Source organism: Ensifer sp. NM-2 (assembly GCF_003024455.1).
GTDB classification, from domain to species: Bacteria; Pseudomonadota; Alphaproteobacteria; order Rhizobiales; family Rhizobiaceae; genus Ensifer; species Ensifer canadensis.
In genome coordinates this window covers 18,437-35,755 of sequence record NZ_PVZR01000017.1, presented here as the reverse complement: position 1 = coordinate 35,755, position 17,319 = coordinate 18,437, and the positions used below count along the sequence as shown (strand labels likewise).

General features: G+C 59.2%; 16 protein-coding genes and 2 pseudogenes. 8 read left to right on the top strand and 10 right to left on the bottom strand.

Annotated elements, in window-relative coordinates; genetic code table 11:
• Positions 1 to 11 precede the first annotated feature (11 nt).
• From C6558_RS27275 to dctP, 3 genes are all read right to left on the bottom strand, one after another.
• Positions 12 to 1,313 (bottom strand): TRAP transporter large permease, encoded by a 1,302-nt coding sequence (locus tag C6558_RS27275; protein ID WP_057213425.1) that lies wholly within the window; start codon positions 1,311 to 1,313, stop codon positions 12 to 14.
• A complete protein-coding gene (locus C6558_RS27270) occupies positions 1,310 to 1,828 on the bottom strand; it encodes a TRAP transporter small permease (protein WP_057213422.1) in 519 nt (172 codons plus the stop codon). Before C6558_RS27270 ends, C6558_RS27275 begins: the two co-directional genes overlap by 4 nt.
• Before the next feature lie 69 nt (positions 1,829 to 1,897).
• Positions 1,898 to 2,884, bottom strand: coding sequence for a TRAP transporter substrate-binding protein DctP (dctP, locus tag C6558_RS27265; protein ID WP_057210162.1), 987 nt, complete (start codon positions 2,882 to 2,884; stop codon positions 1,898 to 1,900).
• 263 nt (positions 2,885 to 3,147) lie between these two features.
• On the opposite strand from dctP, the gene C6558_RS27260 reads away from it, so the two are divergent.
• Positions 3,148 to 3,780 (top strand): GntR family transcriptional regulator, encoded by a 633-nt coding sequence (locus C6558_RS27260; protein WP_371412310.1) that lies wholly within the window; start codon positions 3,148 to 3,150, stop codon positions 3,778 to 3,780.
• A gap of 22 nt (positions 3,781 to 3,802) precedes the next feature.
• Positions 3,803 to 4,447 (top strand): TetR family transcriptional regulator, encoded by a 645-nt coding sequence (locus C6558_RS27255; protein WP_057210159.1) that lies wholly within the window; start codon positions 3,803 to 3,805, stop codon positions 4,445 to 4,447.
• A gap of 763 nt (positions 4,448 to 5,210) precedes the next feature.
• On the opposite strand, the gene C6558_RS27245 is transcribed toward C6558_RS27255, so the two are convergent.
• The gene (locus C6558_RS27245) at positions 5,211 to 5,876 is read right to left on the bottom strand and encodes an AraC family transcriptional regulator (RefSeq protein WP_245449225.1); all 666 of its coding nucleotides are present in this window, start codon (positions 5,874 to 5,876) and stop codon (positions 5,211 to 5,213) included.
• Between C6558_RS27245 and C6558_RS27240 the strand changes: the two genes are divergently transcribed.
• The 3 genes from C6558_RS27240 to C6558_RS27230 are packed head-to-tail and all read left to right on the top strand — an operon-like array spanning position 5,791 to position 9,334.
• Complete coding sequence (locus C6558_RS27240) at positions 5,791 to 7,665, top strand: TonB-dependent siderophore receptor (protein ID WP_347376840.1); 1,875 nt, start codon at positions 5,791 to 5,793, stop codon at positions 7,663 to 7,665. The two genes, C6558_RS27245 and C6558_RS27240, sit on opposite strands and share 86 nt — an antisense overlap.
• Positions 7,631 to 8,044: a hypothetical protein gene (locus C6558_RS27235; protein WP_057213409.1), complete on the top strand. Its 414-nt coding sequence runs from the start codon at positions 7,631 to 7,633 to the stop codon at positions 8,042 to 8,044. Before C6558_RS27240 ends, C6558_RS27235 begins: the two co-directional genes overlap by 35 nt.
• 30 nt (positions 8,045 to 8,074) lie before the next feature.
• Positions 8,075 to 9,334: a PHB depolymerase family esterase gene (locus C6558_RS27230; protein ID WP_057213406.1), complete on the top strand. Its 1,260-nt coding sequence runs from the start codon at positions 8,075 to 8,077 to the stop codon at positions 9,332 to 9,334.
• A gap of 158 nt (positions 9,335 to 9,492) precedes the next feature.
• Here the strand turns inward: C6558_RS27230 and C6558_RS27225 are convergent, their stop codons facing one another.
• Positions 9,493 to 9,648 (bottom strand): CsbD family protein, encoded by a 156-nt coding sequence (locus C6558_RS27225; RefSeq protein WP_082555651.1) that lies wholly within the window; start codon positions 9,646 to 9,648, stop codon positions 9,493 to 9,495.
• Between the two features lie 422 nt (positions 9,649 to 10,070).
• Positions 10,071 to 10,265, bottom strand: coding sequence for a HAMP domain-containing sensor histidine kinase (locus tag C6558_RS41745; protein WP_082555650.1), 195 nt, complete (start codon positions 10,263 to 10,265; stop codon positions 10,071 to 10,073).
• Positions 10,266 to 10,958: 693 nt separating this feature from the next.
• Here C6558_RS41745 and C6558_RS27210 point away from each other — a divergent pair.
• The gene (locus C6558_RS27210) at positions 10,959 to 11,258 is read left to right on the top strand and encodes a hypothetical protein (RefSeq protein ID WP_107027995.1); all 300 of its coding nucleotides are present in this window, start codon (positions 10,959 to 10,961) and stop codon (positions 11,256 to 11,258) included.
• 433 nt (positions 11,259 to 11,691) lie between these two features.
• Here C6558_RS27210 and C6558_RS27205 read toward each other — a convergent pair whose 3' ends face one another.
• Complete coding sequence (locus C6558_RS27205) at positions 11,692 to 12,585, bottom strand: LysR family transcriptional regulator (protein WP_107027994.1); 894 nt, start codon at positions 12,583 to 12,585, stop codon at positions 11,692 to 11,694.
• A 154-nt stretch (positions 12,586 to 12,739) separates the two neighbouring features.
• Here C6558_RS27205 and C6558_RS27200 point away from each other — a divergent pair, with 154 nt between their 5' ends.
• Both C6558_RS27200 and C6558_RS41035 read left to right on the top strand, forming a co-directional pair.
• On the top strand, positions 12,740 to 13,390 hold the full coding sequence (locus tag C6558_RS27200) for a hydrolase (protein ID WP_057210146.1): 651 nt from the start codon (positions 12,740 to 12,742) through the stop codon (positions 13,388 to 13,390).
• Between the two features lie 4 nt (positions 13,391 to 13,394).
• Positions 13,395 to 13,914 (top strand): annotated as a pseudogene (locus C6558_RS41035) (alpha/beta fold hydrolase); the annotation flags it as partial.
• A 513-nt stretch (positions 13,915 to 14,427) separates the two neighbouring features.
• On the opposite strand, the gene C6558_RS27190 reads toward C6558_RS41035, so the two are convergent.
• The 3 genes and pseudogenes from C6558_RS27190 to C6558_RS27180 all read right to left on the bottom strand — a co-directional run bounded on the left by C6558_RS27190 (position 14,428) and on the right by C6558_RS27180 (position 17,138).
• Positions 14,428 to 14,664, bottom strand: a complete 237-nt coding sequence (locus tag C6558_RS27190) for a hypothetical protein (protein ID WP_107027993.1) — start codon at positions 14,662 to 14,664, stop codon at positions 14,428 to 14,430.
• A gap of 334 nt (positions 14,665 to 14,998) precedes the next feature.
• A pseudogene (locus C6558_RS41030) lies at positions 14,999 to 15,315 on the bottom strand (restriction endonuclease); the annotation flags it as partial.
• 116 nt (positions 15,316 to 15,431) lie between these two features.
• A complete protein-coding gene (locus tag C6558_RS27180; protein ID WP_107027992.1) occupies positions 15,432 to 17,138 on the bottom strand; it encodes an adenylate/guanylate cyclase domain-containing protein in 1,707 nt (568 codons plus the stop codon).
• Between the last annotated feature and the right edge of the window lie 181 nt (positions 17,139 to 17,319).

Genomic DNA, 17,319 nt, shown 5'->3' with positions numbered 1-17,319 from the left:
CGCTTCACCGGTTACCCCTGGTAGCCCGTGAGGCGCGGCAACCAGAGTACGAGGTCGGGAAAGAAGGTGATGAGCGCCAGGCAGAGCACCATCCAGCCAAGAAACGGCAACGCGTCGCGAATGATGTCGCGCACCGGCGCACCGGAAATGTTGGTCATGATAAAAAGCAACAGCCCGTAGGGTGGCGTAACCAGCCCCAACATGATGTTGACGACCACCATGACCCCGAAATGCACCATATCTATACCAAGCGCTTGCGCGGTCGGGATGAATACGGGAACGATAATCAGCAGGATTGCTGTCCCCTCCAGCACGCAGCCTAGCAGGAGCAGAAGGACGTTGACGAGGATCAGGAAGCCAATTGGTGACAGATCCCAACCCGTCAAAAGCACACGCAGTGTCTCCGGGATGTTCTCGATCGTGACAACGTAGTTGAAGACCAGCGAGCCGGCGATCAGCATGCCGATCGATGCTGTTGTCTTGGAGCTGGTCTTCAATGCGTCGTAGAAGGCCACCAAGGAAATACTGCGATAGATCACGACGGAAATGGCCAGCGCGTAGGCCGCCGCAAGAGCTGCAGCCTCAGTCGGTGTCGTGATGCCGGAATAGATGCAGCCAAGCAGAACAACCGGCATCATGAGCGCCGGAAGCGCCTGCCAGGTGATCTTCGGGATCTTGCGAAGCGGTACGGGGTCCTCCACCGGAAAGTTCTTGCGCCGCGCGGTGATTGCAACCTGCACCATCTGCAGAAGTGCCATCAACAGTCCAGGGATCATGCCGCCGATAAAGAGATAGCCGATCGATGCGTCCGAAACGAGCGCGTAGATTACCATTGGAATGGAAGGAGGAATGATCGGGCCGATGACGGAGGTCACCGCCGTTAGCGCGGCGGCATAGCTTGGCGTATAACGCCCGTCTCGGGTCATCATGTTTTGCATCATGCGCCCGCTGCCCGCCGCATCCGCGATCGCAGAGCCGGACATGCCCGCAAATACGATGCTCTGCACCACGTTCACCTGCGCAAGGCCGCCGCGGAACCGACCAACGAGAACATTACAGAAGTTGAGAAGCCGCTCCGTCATCGAGCCGATGTTCATGAATTCGGCAGCGAGCACAAACAGCGGCACTGCAAGAATGATATAGTTGGAATACATGCCGTTCAGAAATTGCTCGGCCACCGTTCCCATGTCGGCTCCGACAAGAAACAGGTACAGGATCGAACCAACGATCATCGACAGCCCTATCGGCAAGCCCAAAAAGGCAAGAGCCGTGATGAGGACAATGGTAAGCGAAAAAGGACTGGTGAAATTCATACGCCGGAGCTCGCTTTCGTGGGATCGAAAGCGTCCGGCGCCTTGCCGAAGGCTGCCTGCCATGCAAGCCAGATGTAGCGCACGATCATTGCTACCGCAAAGACGACGTAGATCGAGTAGAGATAGTCGAAGCGGATCTTGAGATAGGCTGTCTTCTCGACCTTCATGAACATGACGTAGTCTATGACGGCCGGCAGCGAGACGCCGAAGGCGACGACAAGAGCCACGGCAAAAATCAGCGTCATGATGCGGCGGGCACGGTCGGACGCGCTGGCCCAGAAGAAATCGAACCGGATCTCTTCACTCTCGCCGATCACGAAAGCGGACCCGAAGAGCACAATCCAGATCCAGAGAGCAACGCTGACTTCGTGCGTCCAGCCAATGGAGAGATTGAGGACATAGCGGAACAGGATCTGCAACAGAAACACGACGAACATGCCCAACAGCATGAGGGCCAAAATGTTTTCAGCCCGCCGGCGCAGCCACCGGCCAAAGGCAAGCAGTCTCTCGGACACGAAATTCCTCCTCACCTCACCCAATCGGCCGGGTCGAACCCGGCCGACATCTTCTTGTCGCTGATACGACTACAGGGCTGCTATCTTCTCGAGGATGCCTTCGGGCCACGATTTTGCGAGATCAGAGGAGAGATACTTCTCCTGTGCATGCTTCCGGAATGCGGCAATGTCCGGTTCATAGATTTTGAGGCCGGCTGCCTTGAACTCGTCGACCAGAGCCTTTTCCTGCGCCAGGTGCTGTTCCTGGCTCCAGGCCATCGCCCTATCCGCCGCCGCCTGGAACGCTGTCTGCTGTTCCGGCGACATGTCGGCCCACACCTTGCTGGATACAGTCAGCAGATCGTAACCGATCAGATGCGAGGTCAGCACGATCTGCGACATCACTTCATAGAACTTCATGTTCTTGACGTTCGGAAGCGGATTGTCCTGTCCGTCGATCGCGCCGGTCTGCAGACCGGTATAGACTTCGGCATAGGCCATAGGGGTCGGATTTGCGCCGAGCGCAGCCCCCAGGAACTGCCAGGCGTCGCCACCCGGCATCCGAAGCTTGATACCGGCCATGTCGGCAGGTGTTGCAATCTTCTTTTCCGGTTTAAGTCCCACCTGACGTGCACCGAAATAGGTCGGACCCAGAATATGCACGCCGAGCTGATCTTCCGCCATTTTCTTGAATTCCGCGCCGGTATCGCTGTCGAAGAACGCCTTGAGATGGGCGGCATCGCGGAACAGATAGGCTGAGGTCAGCACCGACCATTCGGGAATCTGGTTTGAGATATCCTGTGGGGCGATATTGCCCATCTGCAGGTTGCCGCGCTGGAGAGCTACCAGTTCCGTGCCCTGCTTGAAGAGCGTTCCGCCATAAAACGGCTCCAGCGTGAAGCTGTCCTTGATGGCATCCTTGAAGGATTTCATCATCTCGGCGCGGATGTCCTGCTCGGAGAACACCGCCGAAAACTTCAGCACGGGTTTGTCCTGTGCAAATGCTGGGAAAGCAAAAGCCGCGGTCGCCGCCGCGGAAACGCCAAGAAAGCGGCGTCGGTCGATTTCAAAAACCATTGATTTTCCTCCCGTTAGCCGACCGTCGAGTGGCCGGTCTCTTTCCCACTTTCACTCTTCCCTCCTCGGAAGAGCACCTGTTCATGCACGGACCAGTTAGTTAAAAAAGGCGCGGACAAGCGGCCAGCTATAGCCGGAGTTTCTGATGTTCAATATCTCATGTCAAATAATTTTTATCATAGCTTTTTCATTTCATAGGATATAATTCGAGCAAGGGAGGAAACATGATCGTCCAAAATATACCATCGGAAACTGCGAGCGAGATGGCGTTTCGCCAAATCCGGAGCGATATCATCGCGGGCACATTATCTCCGCGTCAGAAGCTGAAACTCGACGACCTACGTGATCGATACTCAGTAAGCATCTCCACCCTCAGAGAAACCTTATCGCGGCTTGCCACCGAAAACCTTGTGATTGCCGAAGGGCAGCGCGGCTTCCATGTCGCACCGGTTTCCGCGAAGGAGCTGCGGGATCTCGGTGACATGCGCCTTCTGCTCGAGAGTCATGCTCTTGCTCTGTCTCTCGCCGCGGGTGACCTTGAATGGGAAGCGCGCGTTGTTGCAGCCAGACACAAGCTTGCCGCGGTGGAGCAGCGTTTGCTAACCGGCGACGTCGACCGAACGCCGGATTGGGTGCGCTACGACTGGGAGTTCCATCAGGCGCTCGCGTCGGCTTGCGGCTCTACGGTGCTGATGGAAACGCTGGCAACGACGTTCGATCGATTTCTACGCTACCACTTGCTTGCGCGCAGCTTCCGGGGGAAACCGGTTGCGGACGATCATCGCAAACTCTTCGACCTTGCCATGGCCCGCGACGTGGAAGGCGCAAGGTCTATGCTGCGCCAACACGTGGAGCACGGCATCGATCACGTGCTACGCACCGGTCGGTTTGACTGAATGCTTCAACGGAGACGGGAGATTGGAAAAGCGAGAACAGGTATCGCGCAAAAATGACCCCGAAAGAACGCGAGAGAACATTCTGGCCGTCGCGACGGAGGAATTCGCCGCTCATGGGTTAGCAGGCGCCCGGGTCGACGCGATCGCGGAGCGAACGCGCACATCCAAGCGCATGATCTACTACTATTTCATCAGCAAGGAAGACCTCTATCTCGCTGTCCTTGAGAAGGCCTACCGCAAGATCCGCTCACGCGAGGCCGATCTCCAGCTTACCGAAATGCAGCCAGTCGCGGCGCTGCGGACGCTGATCTCAAACACCTTCGACTACGACGAAAACCATCCGGACTTCGTCAGACTGGTGAGCGGCGAGAACATTCTCCTGGCCGCGCACATGCGTCGCTCCACCGAGATTGCCGACCTCAACGTCTCGATCATTCGAACGCTGACGGACATTCTGGAGCGCGGCAAAGCGGATGGAAGTTTTCAGCGTGAGATCGACGCAATCGATCTGCATTTGCTGATCAGCGCCTTCTGCTTCTTCCGGGTCTCCAACGCCCATACCTTCAGTACGATTTTCCAGCGCAATCTTTCGGAAACTGCCACGTACGAACGGCATAAGAAAATGATAGCGGACGCTGTAATCACTTACCTGCGTCTAGCAATATAAATTATCGCTCTCGAACGGATTCGAACCAGCTTCTATTGCTCTATCGCTAATTAAGCGAATGCGTTAATTAACAAAAATGCCGTTTCGCTTATTAAGACGTAGTGCTGTTTAACTTCAGCACAACAATCGACTTGGGAAGCCATGGTCAACAAAGACCCCAACACCAACGGGCGACTAGGTCGCTTCGTGGAAACCGCCCTAGATGGCGAACTAGACAGGCGTTTGTGCCGCCTCTTTTCCCTCCGGTTCCGCCCATCGCGATTACTGGCTTGCTCACTCGTCTTAGAGCGGCCGATGAGCCCTAACAAGGCAAGGCTGACATTCGACAAATCGGGCGGGACCTGAAAGTTGGCTATGTTCTTTAGGTTCAATCCAACGCCAAGGCCCGCGCATTCGCGTATACGCGCGGCTTGTGCAACTTCAGGGATCCGCGTCTGGTCGGAGCGCTGGGAGCGGCCCGTCAAAGACTTGTTTGCTGTTCAGAGTGAGATCGCCGACCAGTGTTCGGCCAGTTCCAGCGAGAACGACCAGCGCAAGGTTCGGCAGTCAAGGCTTCATCATGACGACCATCGTATCGGCCGGATACCATCACCAGTGCGGGTATCGCCGCCATCACCATGACGAGGGGATAGCCGATCGCCAGAACGGAACGAGCGGCCGCCTTCCCATAACTAGGTAGCCAAACTCTCCGGTTGCGGGGCTGGCAGATGCGCGCAAGCACGGCAAGCCGGCCCGAGAGGTTCTTTTTCGATGATGATGTAAACTACACTGCTTGCGAAGACTTCGGCCAATGGCGGCTTTCGGACCGTCGCATCAGGTGACTTGGCGTGATGCCGAACTGCCGGCGGAAGGCCGTCGCGAAGTTGGCCGCGGAAGAATAGCCCGCAACAAGACTGGCCTCCAGGACAGTGGCTTCGCCGTTGCTCAAGGTCGCGAAGGCCTGTGCCAGTCTCAGTTTGCGCACATATTCGAACACGCTCTGGTTCTCCGCGATTCGGAAAAGACGCTGCAGGCCGCTCGCGCTGATACCGGCGGCACGCGAGATCACTTCAACATTGAGCGGGTCGGCCCATCGCGCTGCGACGTAATTCTTGGCGCGATCGAGGCAAATGGCGTCCTGCCGCGTCAGAATCATGCCGGTCGGATCACGCCGGCTCGCCTGCAATGCCGCTGCCATCGTTTCTGCCACGAGTTCCACGGCGCGGCTTTCGAGATAGAGGTCGCGCATTGCGGGCAAAAGCGGTGGGGGCGCGAAGATCTGGCGAACGATCTCTATCAGGCGAGGAGTGACGGTCCAGCGATGTTCGAAGAGGTGTTCGCGGAGAAGCCTTTCGCCGCCCTTGGTGTCGGCGACTTCATCGAGCGCGTCGAGATGCAGCCATTCCGGCGTCGCTGGCAAAAGACGCGACGCGAAAGAGCGTGCACGCACGTTCGCTGCGCACGGCAAAGAGACCCTTTTTGCCTCGACATTTGCTGGCGTCATCGGTCTCGCGGCACCTGTGTTGGCACAGGATGCGGCCCCGGGAACCCGGCTCGCGGCGATCACCGTAACTGCTTCTAAGGACAACCCAAGGGGGCCGGACAATGGGATTGTCGCCAAGCGAAGCCTCAGCGCGTCAAAGACCGATACTTCTCTCCTCGAGACGCCACAGGCCATCAGCGTCGTCACGCGTGCCCAGATGGAGGAGCAAGGGGTGAACACCGTTTCGGAGGCGCTGCGATACACTCCGGGTGTGTTGACTGAGAGCAACGGCTACGACATCCGTTACGACTGGCTCTATATCCGCGGCTTCAACACCTACGGTACGATGTGGCTCGACGGACTGGTGCTTCCGGGCGACCCCAACAACTATGCCACTCCGGCCGTGAACCCCTACGCACTTGAGCGCATCGACGTCATCAAGGGGCCGGCGTCGGTTCTCTACGGCCGGGCGGTCCCAGGGGGGCTCGTCAACCAGGTCAGCAAGCGGCCGCAACCGGAGCGCCATAACGAGGTAGGCATCCAGACCTCGTCTTTCGGTGGCATCGAAGGGATGTTCGACTTCACAGGACCGGTCAGCGAAGGAAGCGACTGGACCTACAGGCTTACCGGACTCGGAAAGAACATGGGCAGCCAGATCGATCGAGAGCAAGAACGCCAGCTCATGCTTGCGCCGAGCCTGACCTGGGCACCGACCGACCAGACACAACTCACTCTTTATGGCTACTATCAGAAGGATCGCCCGAAGGACTTCAACCCTCGTTTCTACCCGGCGATCGGGACACTGATCGACAATTCATTCGGACAGATCCCACGGGAGCTCTATCTCGGCGATCCCAACGCCAGCATCTTTGAACGCGATTTCTATACGCTCGGATACGAATTTTCCCACGAGTTCAACGACACCTGGAGCGTGCGTCAGAACCTGCGCTACGGCCGCGCGAGCCAGAACATGTTCCTCGCCCTCGTCAACCCGGCCTTCGCCTATCGGCCCGACGGCCATACCCTCAATCGGGCTTCGGCAGTGTCGGATGATTGGCTGACAAGCTTCAACGTCGACACCCAACTGGAAGCCCGTTTCGATACCGGTGCCCTCGATCACACGGCTCTCTTCGGCATCGACGTCCTCCGGGCCGATTCGTCGACCAATTTCGGCAACGGCACTGTCGGAGTACCGCCCCTCGACTATCTCGACCCGGTCTACGGCACCGCACCGATACCAGTCCCGGCCATCCAGCGCTCTGGCCTGCAGAAGCAACGGCAGGTCGGCTTCTATGCCCAGGACCAGATCCGCTACGACAACTGGGTAGGGACGGTCGGCCTGCGCTACGATCTCTCGGACATTGATACCCAAAACCGCCTGGCTCCGGGTCGGCCGACCGTCTCCAACGATGATCGCGAAGTGACGTGGCGGGCCGGCCTCTCCTATCTCTTCGACAACGGTATCGCTCCCTACGTCAGCTATTCCACCGCCTTCTTGCCGGCCCTGGGTGCCAGCCGATCCGGAATGCCCTTTGAGGCACAACGGGCCGAACACTGCGACAGCGCGATCGCTTCCAACTCGGCTCTTATCCCAATGAGACCTCGCCGGGAGAGTTCGGCCAGATCGTCCTGGCCGGAACCGCGCTTCCTTCTAGCACCAGCTCTTGCAACAGACTGCGAGTACATCCATATACCATCCAGCTGGATGGCGAGTGGATGGCATGAAAGACAATTTCTTACGCGACAGAGGTGGTGAATCTGAGAAGATCACCATAAATCTCGGTTATGTCGATCTCGGTCGCATCGACGTTCTCGTGCAGGAAGGATGCTATTCCAATCGCAGCGATTTCATCCGAACAGCGATCCGCAACCAGCTCACGGCCGAGGCCGAGGCCGTCAAGCAGTCGATCGTTCGGCACAGGCTGGAACTGGGTTTGCGCGATTACAGCAGAGCGGAATTGGAATCGTTGAAGGCGGCCGGCGAAAGAGTTCACATCAGGGTGGTCGGGCTTGCCCGCATCGCGTCCGACGTCACACCAGAACTTGCTCTGGCAACAATTGAATCCATCACCGTGCTCGGCGCCCTCCAGGCCAGCACCGAGTTGAAATTAGCGCTGGCCGAACGCATCCGGTAAAACTGCGGCCCGACCAAGAAGGACAACGCCATGAATGACGATTTTGAAACGGCCATGCGCCGTGCGCTACGGTCCACGCGCGCCTTGAACGTCGCCGAGGCGACACGCGTGATCCAGGATGCGCTGGCCGGCCGATCGGTCTCCGATACTCGCATCTCGTCATCGGACATCACGCCACCGCGGCCAATTCAGCGTTCCGCCCCCTTCCCGGTCGATCCGGATGCCGAGATCATCGAGCCACCGACACGGTCTGATGCCGAAGAGCCCGCCCAAAAGGTTGGCAATGGCACCTCGTCGCCGAGGTTGCGGAAGCCCTTGCGAGAAACGGTACGGATTTTGAGCGAGAGTCGGCTGGCGCGGGGCGTCTTCGGATCGCTACACGACGTCGGCCTGCCGGGCACGGCAAGACAGGTCCGAGAACCCGTCATCTCGGATGGGGCACAGTTCTTGGCACGATCCTTCACCTGCCCCGCGGGTTCGCGAAGCTACAGGCTCTACGTTCCCGCGTCCGCACCCGATCGGCCGCGCGGCCTTGTCGTCATGCTCCATGGCTGTAAGCAGGATCCCGAAGATTTTGCTGCAGGAACGGACATGAACGCGGTTGCCGAGGCGCACGGTCTCATGGTCGCGTATCCCCGTCAAAGCGGTGCTGACAATGCGTCGTCCTGCTGGAATTGGTTCAGGCCCACCGACCAAATGCGCGACGGGGGAGAACCCTCGATCATTGCCGGAATCACCAAGGAGATCATGTCGGAATTCGGCCTCGATCGCAGCCGGGTCTTCGTGGCAGGCTTATCGGCAGGGGGAGCAATGGCGGCGGTCATGGGCGAGACCTATCCCGATCTCTATTCGGCCGCGGGGATCCATTCCGGCCTGGCCTACGGATCGGCCAACGACGTCATTTCAGCCTTCTCCGCGATGCGCGGCGACGGCGGTCTTGCATCCGATCCGAAGCGGCTCGCTAATGGTCACCGTCTCCGGACGATCGTCTTCCAGGGAGGTGCTGATCGGACGGTCCATCCCTCCAACGCCGATCGGATCGTCGCCGAGGCAGCGCCTACCGACGCGCGATGCGCGGTCCGTAAGGAATCCGGCCGCTCCGCGAGCGGGCGGATCTATACAAGAACCATCGTAGCAGATTCCGGTGGAAGCCCGGCGGTCGAATACTGGCTGGTAGAGGGCGCCGGTCATGCCTGGTCCGGCGGCAATCCCTCGGGAACGTATACGGACCCGCATGGTCCGGATGCCTCTTGTCAAATGGTGCGCTTCTTCCTCGATGGGAAGGAATGAAGGCACTCGGCCGCCGGAGGAATGCACACGTGCCGGCATGCTGGTCCGTCAGTCATAAGCGCTTGCGAGGACCAATGGTATGTTCCGTGCCCGCAACGGGCGGCAAGAGATACTGTTCGGCAGGCGCAAGAACAGGTTCGCACGGCAGCTTCAATGCTTTAAGCCTCGTCTACGGCAACTTTAACTGCGTCCTTTAGCTTTCCTTTGGCTTGCTGGGCACCGCGCCTTGCCTCTTGTGCCGCGCCTGCGGCTTGCTTGGCCTTACCACCGAGCTTATTGGCCTTGCCCCCAACTTTGTCCTTTGCACTGTCCATGCGGGTCTCCCGATTTGGAGGACGCGACTTGCGCCCCAGTTGTTCGAACGGGCGGACCGGCAAGGCTCTGGCCTTCATTGCTCGTCGTAGGCGACCATATCAACGACAGCGTCTTGAGTGTCCGAGCCGGCGCGGCTCATCAAGTGAACTGATGAGGAAAAGGCGCTGAACGCCGCATTCTGACATTGCGGAACGAGGTCTACTCATTCCGACGGGTCGGCCTATTCCTTTCTGCCATGGCAATCCGAAGGCTTGACCACGGGCCCACGCCAGCGGCCCAACGCGACCCGCAGAATTCAAGGTGGAGCCACGCCGCACTTTATTGCCACACATCACTGTGGGGGCTGTAGTGCCACTGGCAGCATTCCACCCAATTCCAAACGTCTCACGCGAGTGTTTTCAGGTACACTTCACCTGACGGATTATTCCGCTCCTGGCTCTTCGGCTTGCGAACTGACGGGCATCCTGACCTCGAAAGTGGTTTTCTCGTTCAACGACGAGACTGTAACCGTTCCGCCGTGGGCTTTTGCGATCTCGGAAGCGATGTCCAGTCCAAGACCCAACCCCTGCTCGTGACGTCCCCCGGGGTCTTCGCCATGGAAGAAGGGTTGGAAGATCGGGCGGAATGGGAACGCAACCTTTTGAGACGGAAATAATCACGGATTCTTCGACCACTTGCGCAGATAGCTCAACGGGCTTGTCTTCCGCTCCATGAGACAGGGCGTTTCCGAGCAGATTGGAGACCAACTGTCCAACACGCCCGGCATCCACGAACAATGGCTCAGGCGGCAGATCGATCGCGACGTCGATGTGCTTTCCGCTAACGCTCGACAGTTCTGCGACTACCTGCTCCAGATAAAGACGAAGCTTGTCCTCCCTCCTCCGCGATATTGGAAGGCCGCTTCCCATTCGACGTTCGGAACGATCCTGCCCAGCTTCAAACCCGCGCGGTATAGAGTGAAGGGCGCATGTCCGCAGGCTCGCCAAGCGCAGGCCAGCCGCTCCTGAACCGACCATAACCCTTTTGGCCAGTGCACAGCGACCATGTGAACCCATTACTTCCATCGCGTCATGTTCTCGCCTGATAGGTCGCGGACCGGAACTTTATCAGGTCTCGAGGATTCACTGAGCGGACAGCCATGTCGAGGGAGGTTCGAAGTTGAAGACAATCGTACGAACGACGGGAGCAACTTCGGATCGAACGGACCCATGCCGAACCCAAACGCCGAAGGCTAATTGCACCGCGCGTCGCCGAGGCGGGTGATGGTCCGCCTTGGAAAACCTGGGACATCGGGTCGGAGGAAAAGGCGATGCATTTGATCCAGATATTTTTGCCGCTTGTCGGCAACAAACGCGATTCTTCGAAGAGATTCGCGGAGGTCCGCGACCAGCTGACAACTCGTTTTGGCGGAGCCACGCTCTACCGTAACGCCCCTGCGGAGGGTTTGTGGGAAGACGAAGGGGCGGTGGAAAAGGACGTTATTATAATTGCGGAGGTGATGGCCGTCGAGCTGGACCAGAATTGGTGGGCCGACTACCGCAAGGAACTCGAGCACCGCTTCAAGCAAGACGAGATCGTCGTCCGCGCGGTGTCGATGACACGCCTGTGATATTCACCAAGATCAACGCTGTCGCCCACTTGCCAGTCCGCGTCTGTCGTCTGGGTTACATCTACCCAGTTTCTATTGAACCTCCTGGGCGTGGGCATCGGCGTGGCGCACAGGGCTTGTGAGAACAGATCCGCTGGCCCTTTCCTGCCTTTCCGCCGCAAAGCCTGAACGGGATTCCTGATCGCTTTTGACTGTCGCCAGCGGCATAGCGGATGGCCGCTTTGCGCGCCCAAGCTAATCGTTGAGGTCGATTGGGCTTCGCCCCGAAAACAGCCAGTCAACCATTGCATAATCAACCAAGGCAGCCCCAGGCTCCGGAGCCCAGCGAAAGCTGGGTCAGTAAGTGGAACGTGTGGGCAATGTCGTCACGCTCGGCGGCTCGCAGTAGAGCGACCGTCGAACGCAATTCATTGATAAGGCTTCGCCCCGTGTTTTAACGGTCGAGACCCCAAACGTCCGGGTTCCGTTTGAAGTACTCGGTCAGCATTTCGGTAAGCACACGCACTTTCCGCGTGGGATGCTGACCCGGCGGGCGGACGACATACGCCGCCCCCGGAGGGACCGGATAGCGGGTCATGATCGGGACCAGAGCGCCGGAGGCCACATATCCATATGTGATGCAATCGGGGAGCCAGGCGATGCCCAGACCTGCCGCCGCCGCAGCGGCAAGCGCCGTGGCGCTGTCGGCCTTGAACCTGCCCTGCGGCTGAACCGTGACGATCTTGTCGCCATCCATGAACTGCCAGGCTTCCGTTCCCTGCATGAGGGCCTGATGGGTGACGAGTTCGTCCAGGGTCTCGGGTGACCCGTGCGCTTTGATGTAATCCGGGCTGGCGACAAGCTTGCCATGGATCGGCCCAACGCGCTTCGCGATCAGGTTTGAGTCTTGGAGGTAGGCACTCCGAATCGCGCAATCAAAACCTTCTGCGATGAGATCGACGAAGCGATCGCTGTAGGAGGTATGGATGTGAAGCTGCGGGTGCTGGCGCGCCATGTCCGCAAGCACGGGGGCGAAGTGGGTCGGGCCGAACGTAAGCGGCATGGCAACCCTCAGGCGGCCGCGCAACTCACCGGTGGGGAGGATTGTTTCCTTGGCGGTGTCGATCTCGGCGCTGGCTCTGGCCGCATGGTCCCTGAACGTGATTCCCGCTTCCGTGAGCGCGGCGCCGCGGGTCGTTCGTGCAAGAAGCTGGACGCCAAGCTCCGCTTCGACCCGGAAAAGTCGCCGGCTGACGATCGATTTGGAGACGCCAAGCCGGCGCGCGGCGGCCGATACGCCCCCGGCATCGGCCACTGCGACGAATGTCTGTAGGTCTTCGATGTCCATTCCGGCGTTCCTTATTTCGCGACACAGCTTGCCCGACTATGGCACTACCGCACCACCAAAAGGAACAGCAAATTGCGTCCAGGCAACGTCACCCGCTGGCGCATGTCTCCCGTGAACCCATCGCCGTCCATAGCGGCAGAGAAAGGAAGTCTTGATGCCCCCTCGTAACGGCCTCGATTCGCTTCTTCGTCCCGAAGATTCCGTCCTCGTTCTGATCGATCACCAACCTTATCAACTCGCGAACCTGAACAGCCACGATCCGCATATGGTGGTCAACAACACGACCGCGCTGGCGAAGCTGGCAAGAGCCTTCAATGTTCCGACCATTCTCACCAGCGTGATCGCGGCGCGCGGTGGACTTCTCTTTAAGCAGATCACCGACGTGTTCCCTGGACAGGAAGTCATCGATCGCACCTGGGTGAACACCTGGCAGGACGAGAATGTGGTGAACGTCGTCAAGGCGACCGGCCGCAAGCAACTGATCATCGCCGGACTGTGGACCGAGGTCTGCGTTGCCATGCCTGTCATCCACGCCGCCGGCGAAGGCTGGGACGTCACCGTGATCACCGACGCGTCGGGCGGGATTTCGAAGGAGTCTCACGAAGTCGCCATCCAGCGAATGATCGCGGCCGGCGCGAACGTGATGACCGTGATGGCGCTCGCTGGCGAATGGCAACGCGATTGGGCGCGCACCGAGCATGTCGAGGAGCTGACCGAGATTCTCATCCAGCACTTCGGCGGCAGCGGCATCGCGTATCTTTGGGAGCAGCAGCTTCTCAACACGCCGGTGCCGAGCGAAGGCTGACCCGGGCCGGGTAGCCAAAGCCGTCCTCGTCGCCGCCATTCCGCCGCTGATGCTGAAGACCGACGACAAGCCCGAAGGCCGCCCATGGAGGTCTTCGACGGCTTCCGGACGGCACTGGCCTGCAACCGTTCACAGTCTACTTCCGCGACGTCCCGTCAGGCCCGTTCTACGGCTTCAACCGCGAGGGCGCGGCTGTCCATGAAGGCGTGCTCCAGAACCGGTGGCGGCAGGGCATGATGGGAGCGCCAAGGCGCACTACGATGGCATCAAGTCCTTCTCGGAAACCGACCAGACCGATGACCTCAAGGCGATCACCGTGCCGACGCTGGTGCGGCACGGTGAGCACGACCCGGTCGTTCCGATCGCCGCCGAACGGTTCGTTGAAGACCTATCCCGGTGTCTCGCACGGGATGCTGACAGTGAACGCTGTTGTGCTGAACGCCGACCTTCTGGAGTTCAGCAAGAACAGCAGGGGCTGGGGGCGCGGCTCCCGGCCCCGTCCCGTAGTTCGAGTCGATGCTTAAAAAGGTGTGCGTGCGTCGGTAGAGCACAAGAACTCCATCTCGCACGACAGAAGCGCTGCGCTCATAGTGGCCTCGCTGCGCGTTTGTCAGCTAATCTTATTACTGGGACCGAAACCAGACGGTCTGCCGTCGGCCCCAATTGAGACGCAGGGATCACGCTGGCCAAGACTACGCTCCTAACGCTTCCTCGGCGTTCAGAGCAAAGGCAGTAACGCGAATGCACTCCACCCGACTTAGTCGGCCGGAAGCCGGCAACATATCGCCCCGTCCGGGTGCGTCCCTCGCCTTGATGGGATCAGAACCAATGACCCAGTTTTTTACCATTTCCCTCTATTACACGTTCATTGGGCAAGATATGAACTTGGCCGGGCTGGAATGACTGATTTATGGCCGATCGCTACCCAATTGCTTGGGCAGCCCGCCCGGAACGGCGGCGGGGTCAAAATTAGGGTGTAAGGCCATTGAAGGTGATCCGGCCGTCCAAATGCGACCTGTCTGGCGTCAATGGAAGCTTCATGAAGCCGAGAACTTCACCGTCACGCCGCGCTGGCGAAAGTAGGCCTGCATAAACTTCCTGCCAGAACGATTATTTTGCATGAGCTTAGCAGGGTCGAACACGGCCTCTTTCAAACCTGCCCGCACCAACGCTTCCTTGAGGGTCGCGATATGCACATCGATGTCGGCATTGTCCGCCTGGAGCGATTCATAAATGCGGTTTGTTGCATCTGCTACGGTCGGCTCACTCACGATTATTTTCCCTTTGGCTGGCGCTTACCACGTTTTCTTGCTTGATCCTATGTTGGGGAAAAATGCCCACGTCAAGGCGAAGGCCGTCGCGCCGCTTCAGCACCGTTTAGTGCATCGGATTCCCGTTGGGGTCCCTCTGCCCCCGGGCGCCTCCCTCGGGACAGCGCCAGTGACCGCAAACCGGGGCGGGTCGCGCTGGTCTGCGTCCAGTGCCATATGTCTTCGCATGCGGACCGGAAGGTTCCAACCCATCGCCTTCCGTTGGCCGTCGACGCTCAACGTCCCCAACTTGGCCTCGCTCGGTGGTGGTGGTCCGCTAACCTGAGCGAGAATAATTGATGCGATTGAAGTCCGCGCTCCAAATAGGCCTTACCGCAGACTGTGCCTTGCCCGATATCCGGCCCTCTTCGTTTAGAACGCCACTCTCGACCTCACCCTCTGTTCCACTGAATTGAACCTGATTGATGAAGTCGAGGTAGCTACCCGGTTCGATGAGTGCGAGATGCATGCTCGATGCCTTCGGGTCCGGGATGACCTCGGTCACCTTGGCAACACCAAAGTAACCGCGGGTCGCGGCGACCTTGCGCGGCTCGTAGTAGATGATCCAATCGCCTACAGGCCACGCACCCGTCCAAGATCTTGGCTCGGAAACTGGCGCAAGACACAGGCCGAGCTTGATGCCGAGATCGTGACCGGCGCCAGACCGCCGTCGCGCAGCGCATATCCGTTGATCAAGTCCTCGAACGCGTCCGGATTGTCCCCACCCGCTGTCACATCTCCGGCAGGCCAGCCTTTCGGAAGCCGTCGACAAAATGGTCTCGTACAGATGCATCGCGCAGCGGCTGGGAGCTGAGCCAATGGCCGATCGTGAAATGAGGGTGGGCAATCAGGAACAATTCTGCTTCTCGCCGCGCCTCCTCACGCTGGCCCAACTGCGCAAGTGCAGCAGCCAGGAATTTGCGTGAGTTGGTACGATACGTGTCTTTCCTGCGGAGTGTAGCGGTTGCCGCCTCATAGTCACGCGCGGCGTATTGCGCCTGCCCAAGATGACATAGATACCAGCAGGTTGGATAGGGATTGAGCCGCAGAGCTTTTTCGATCTGCGCTAGTCCGTCGGCAACCCTGCCGTCCAGCACGGACATGTCCGACATGGCGGCCCAGGTGTCGGCGTGGTTGGGGTCCAGCTCCAGGGCCTTGGCGAAGGCGGCCTCCGATTCCTCCCACCGCCGCTCATAAGCCAAAATGGTCCCCAGAACGTAACGGCAGCCGGCATCGTTGGGATCTAGGTCGACCGCCTTCTGCGCGAACGTCGCCGCCATCCGACGGTTAGGGTCTTCGGGCTCGCCGAAATGAGTCCAGGCAAGCCAACGGTTATAGGCGAGCAGACCGTGCGCCTCGGCATATGACGGCTCAAGCTTAACCGCGCGTTGGAGCAGCATATAGGCCTCACGCTCAGTTTGTGGCGACTCTTCCGTCAGGAGGCGGGCGCGCACACACAGATCGTACGCCTCAAAGTTCTTCGGCCGATTGCGTTGCGTCGGGATGGTCAGCCGGCCGACGAGGGCTTCAACAATCTTGGCGTTAACTTCATCCTGTAATTCGAAAACATCTTCCACGGTCCTGTCAAACCGGTCGGCCCACAAGTGCTGGCCGCCAAGCGCGTCGATCAATTGGGCATTGATGCGGACACGGCCCATTGCGCGTCTGGCGCTCCCCTCGAGGACGTAGCGGACTCCGAGTTCCTGGGCGACCAGCCGTACGTCGACCGGCTTGCCCTTGTAGCCGTACACGGAATTGCGCGCGATGACGAACAGGCCAGCCGTACGGGAAAGGTCGGTGATCAGGTCTTCGGTCAAGCCGTCGACGAAGGGCGCGTCCGCTTCATCCCCACTCATATTTGTGAACGGCAATACAGCGATCGAGGGACATTCCGGCAGCGGCAAGATGCTCTGCAGCGCATCCGGCCAATGCCACACGTGGACCGGGCGCGTCAGGTTCTTCAGGTAGCGTTCGCCTGCATCAAAGAACCGGTCGCCGATCTTGCCGACGATCTCGCCGTGAACTTTGGCTGAAATGCAGATACCTCCCGGTGCGGCCTGCGTCTCGAGGCGCGCCGCGACATTGACGCCGTCGCCGAGGACGTCTGAACCGTCGTCAATGACATCTCCCAGATTGACGCCTACACGCAAAAGCAGGCGCCGGTCTCCGGAAGCCTCAACAGCAGTGGTGGCCCGTTGCATTTCCAACGCTGCTGCGACCGCGTCCACCGCGCTACCGAATTCGATTAAGAATCCGTCGCCCATGACCTTGAAGATGCGACCGTTGTGGCGCATCACAGCCGGCTCGATAACGCCAGAACGGAGTTCCCTGAGTTTCGCCAGCGTTGCGACTTCATCAGCCTCCATCAGGCGTGAATATCCCACCACATCGGCAACGACGATGGCGGCAAGGCGACGCTGAAGAGATTGATCCGTCATGTGAGGACAAGCCTAACGACCGAGTTCGCAAGTTATTGTTCAACCGCGGGTGAGTCAACAAGTGGCAGCTAATGTCCAGGCGATCTCCACCTCCATCGAGCCGTCATCCTTCTTTGTGACTGACGGCGTCGAAGTGGGCTACACGGAAATGAGTATCCACGGAAAGCGACGATCCTGCCGC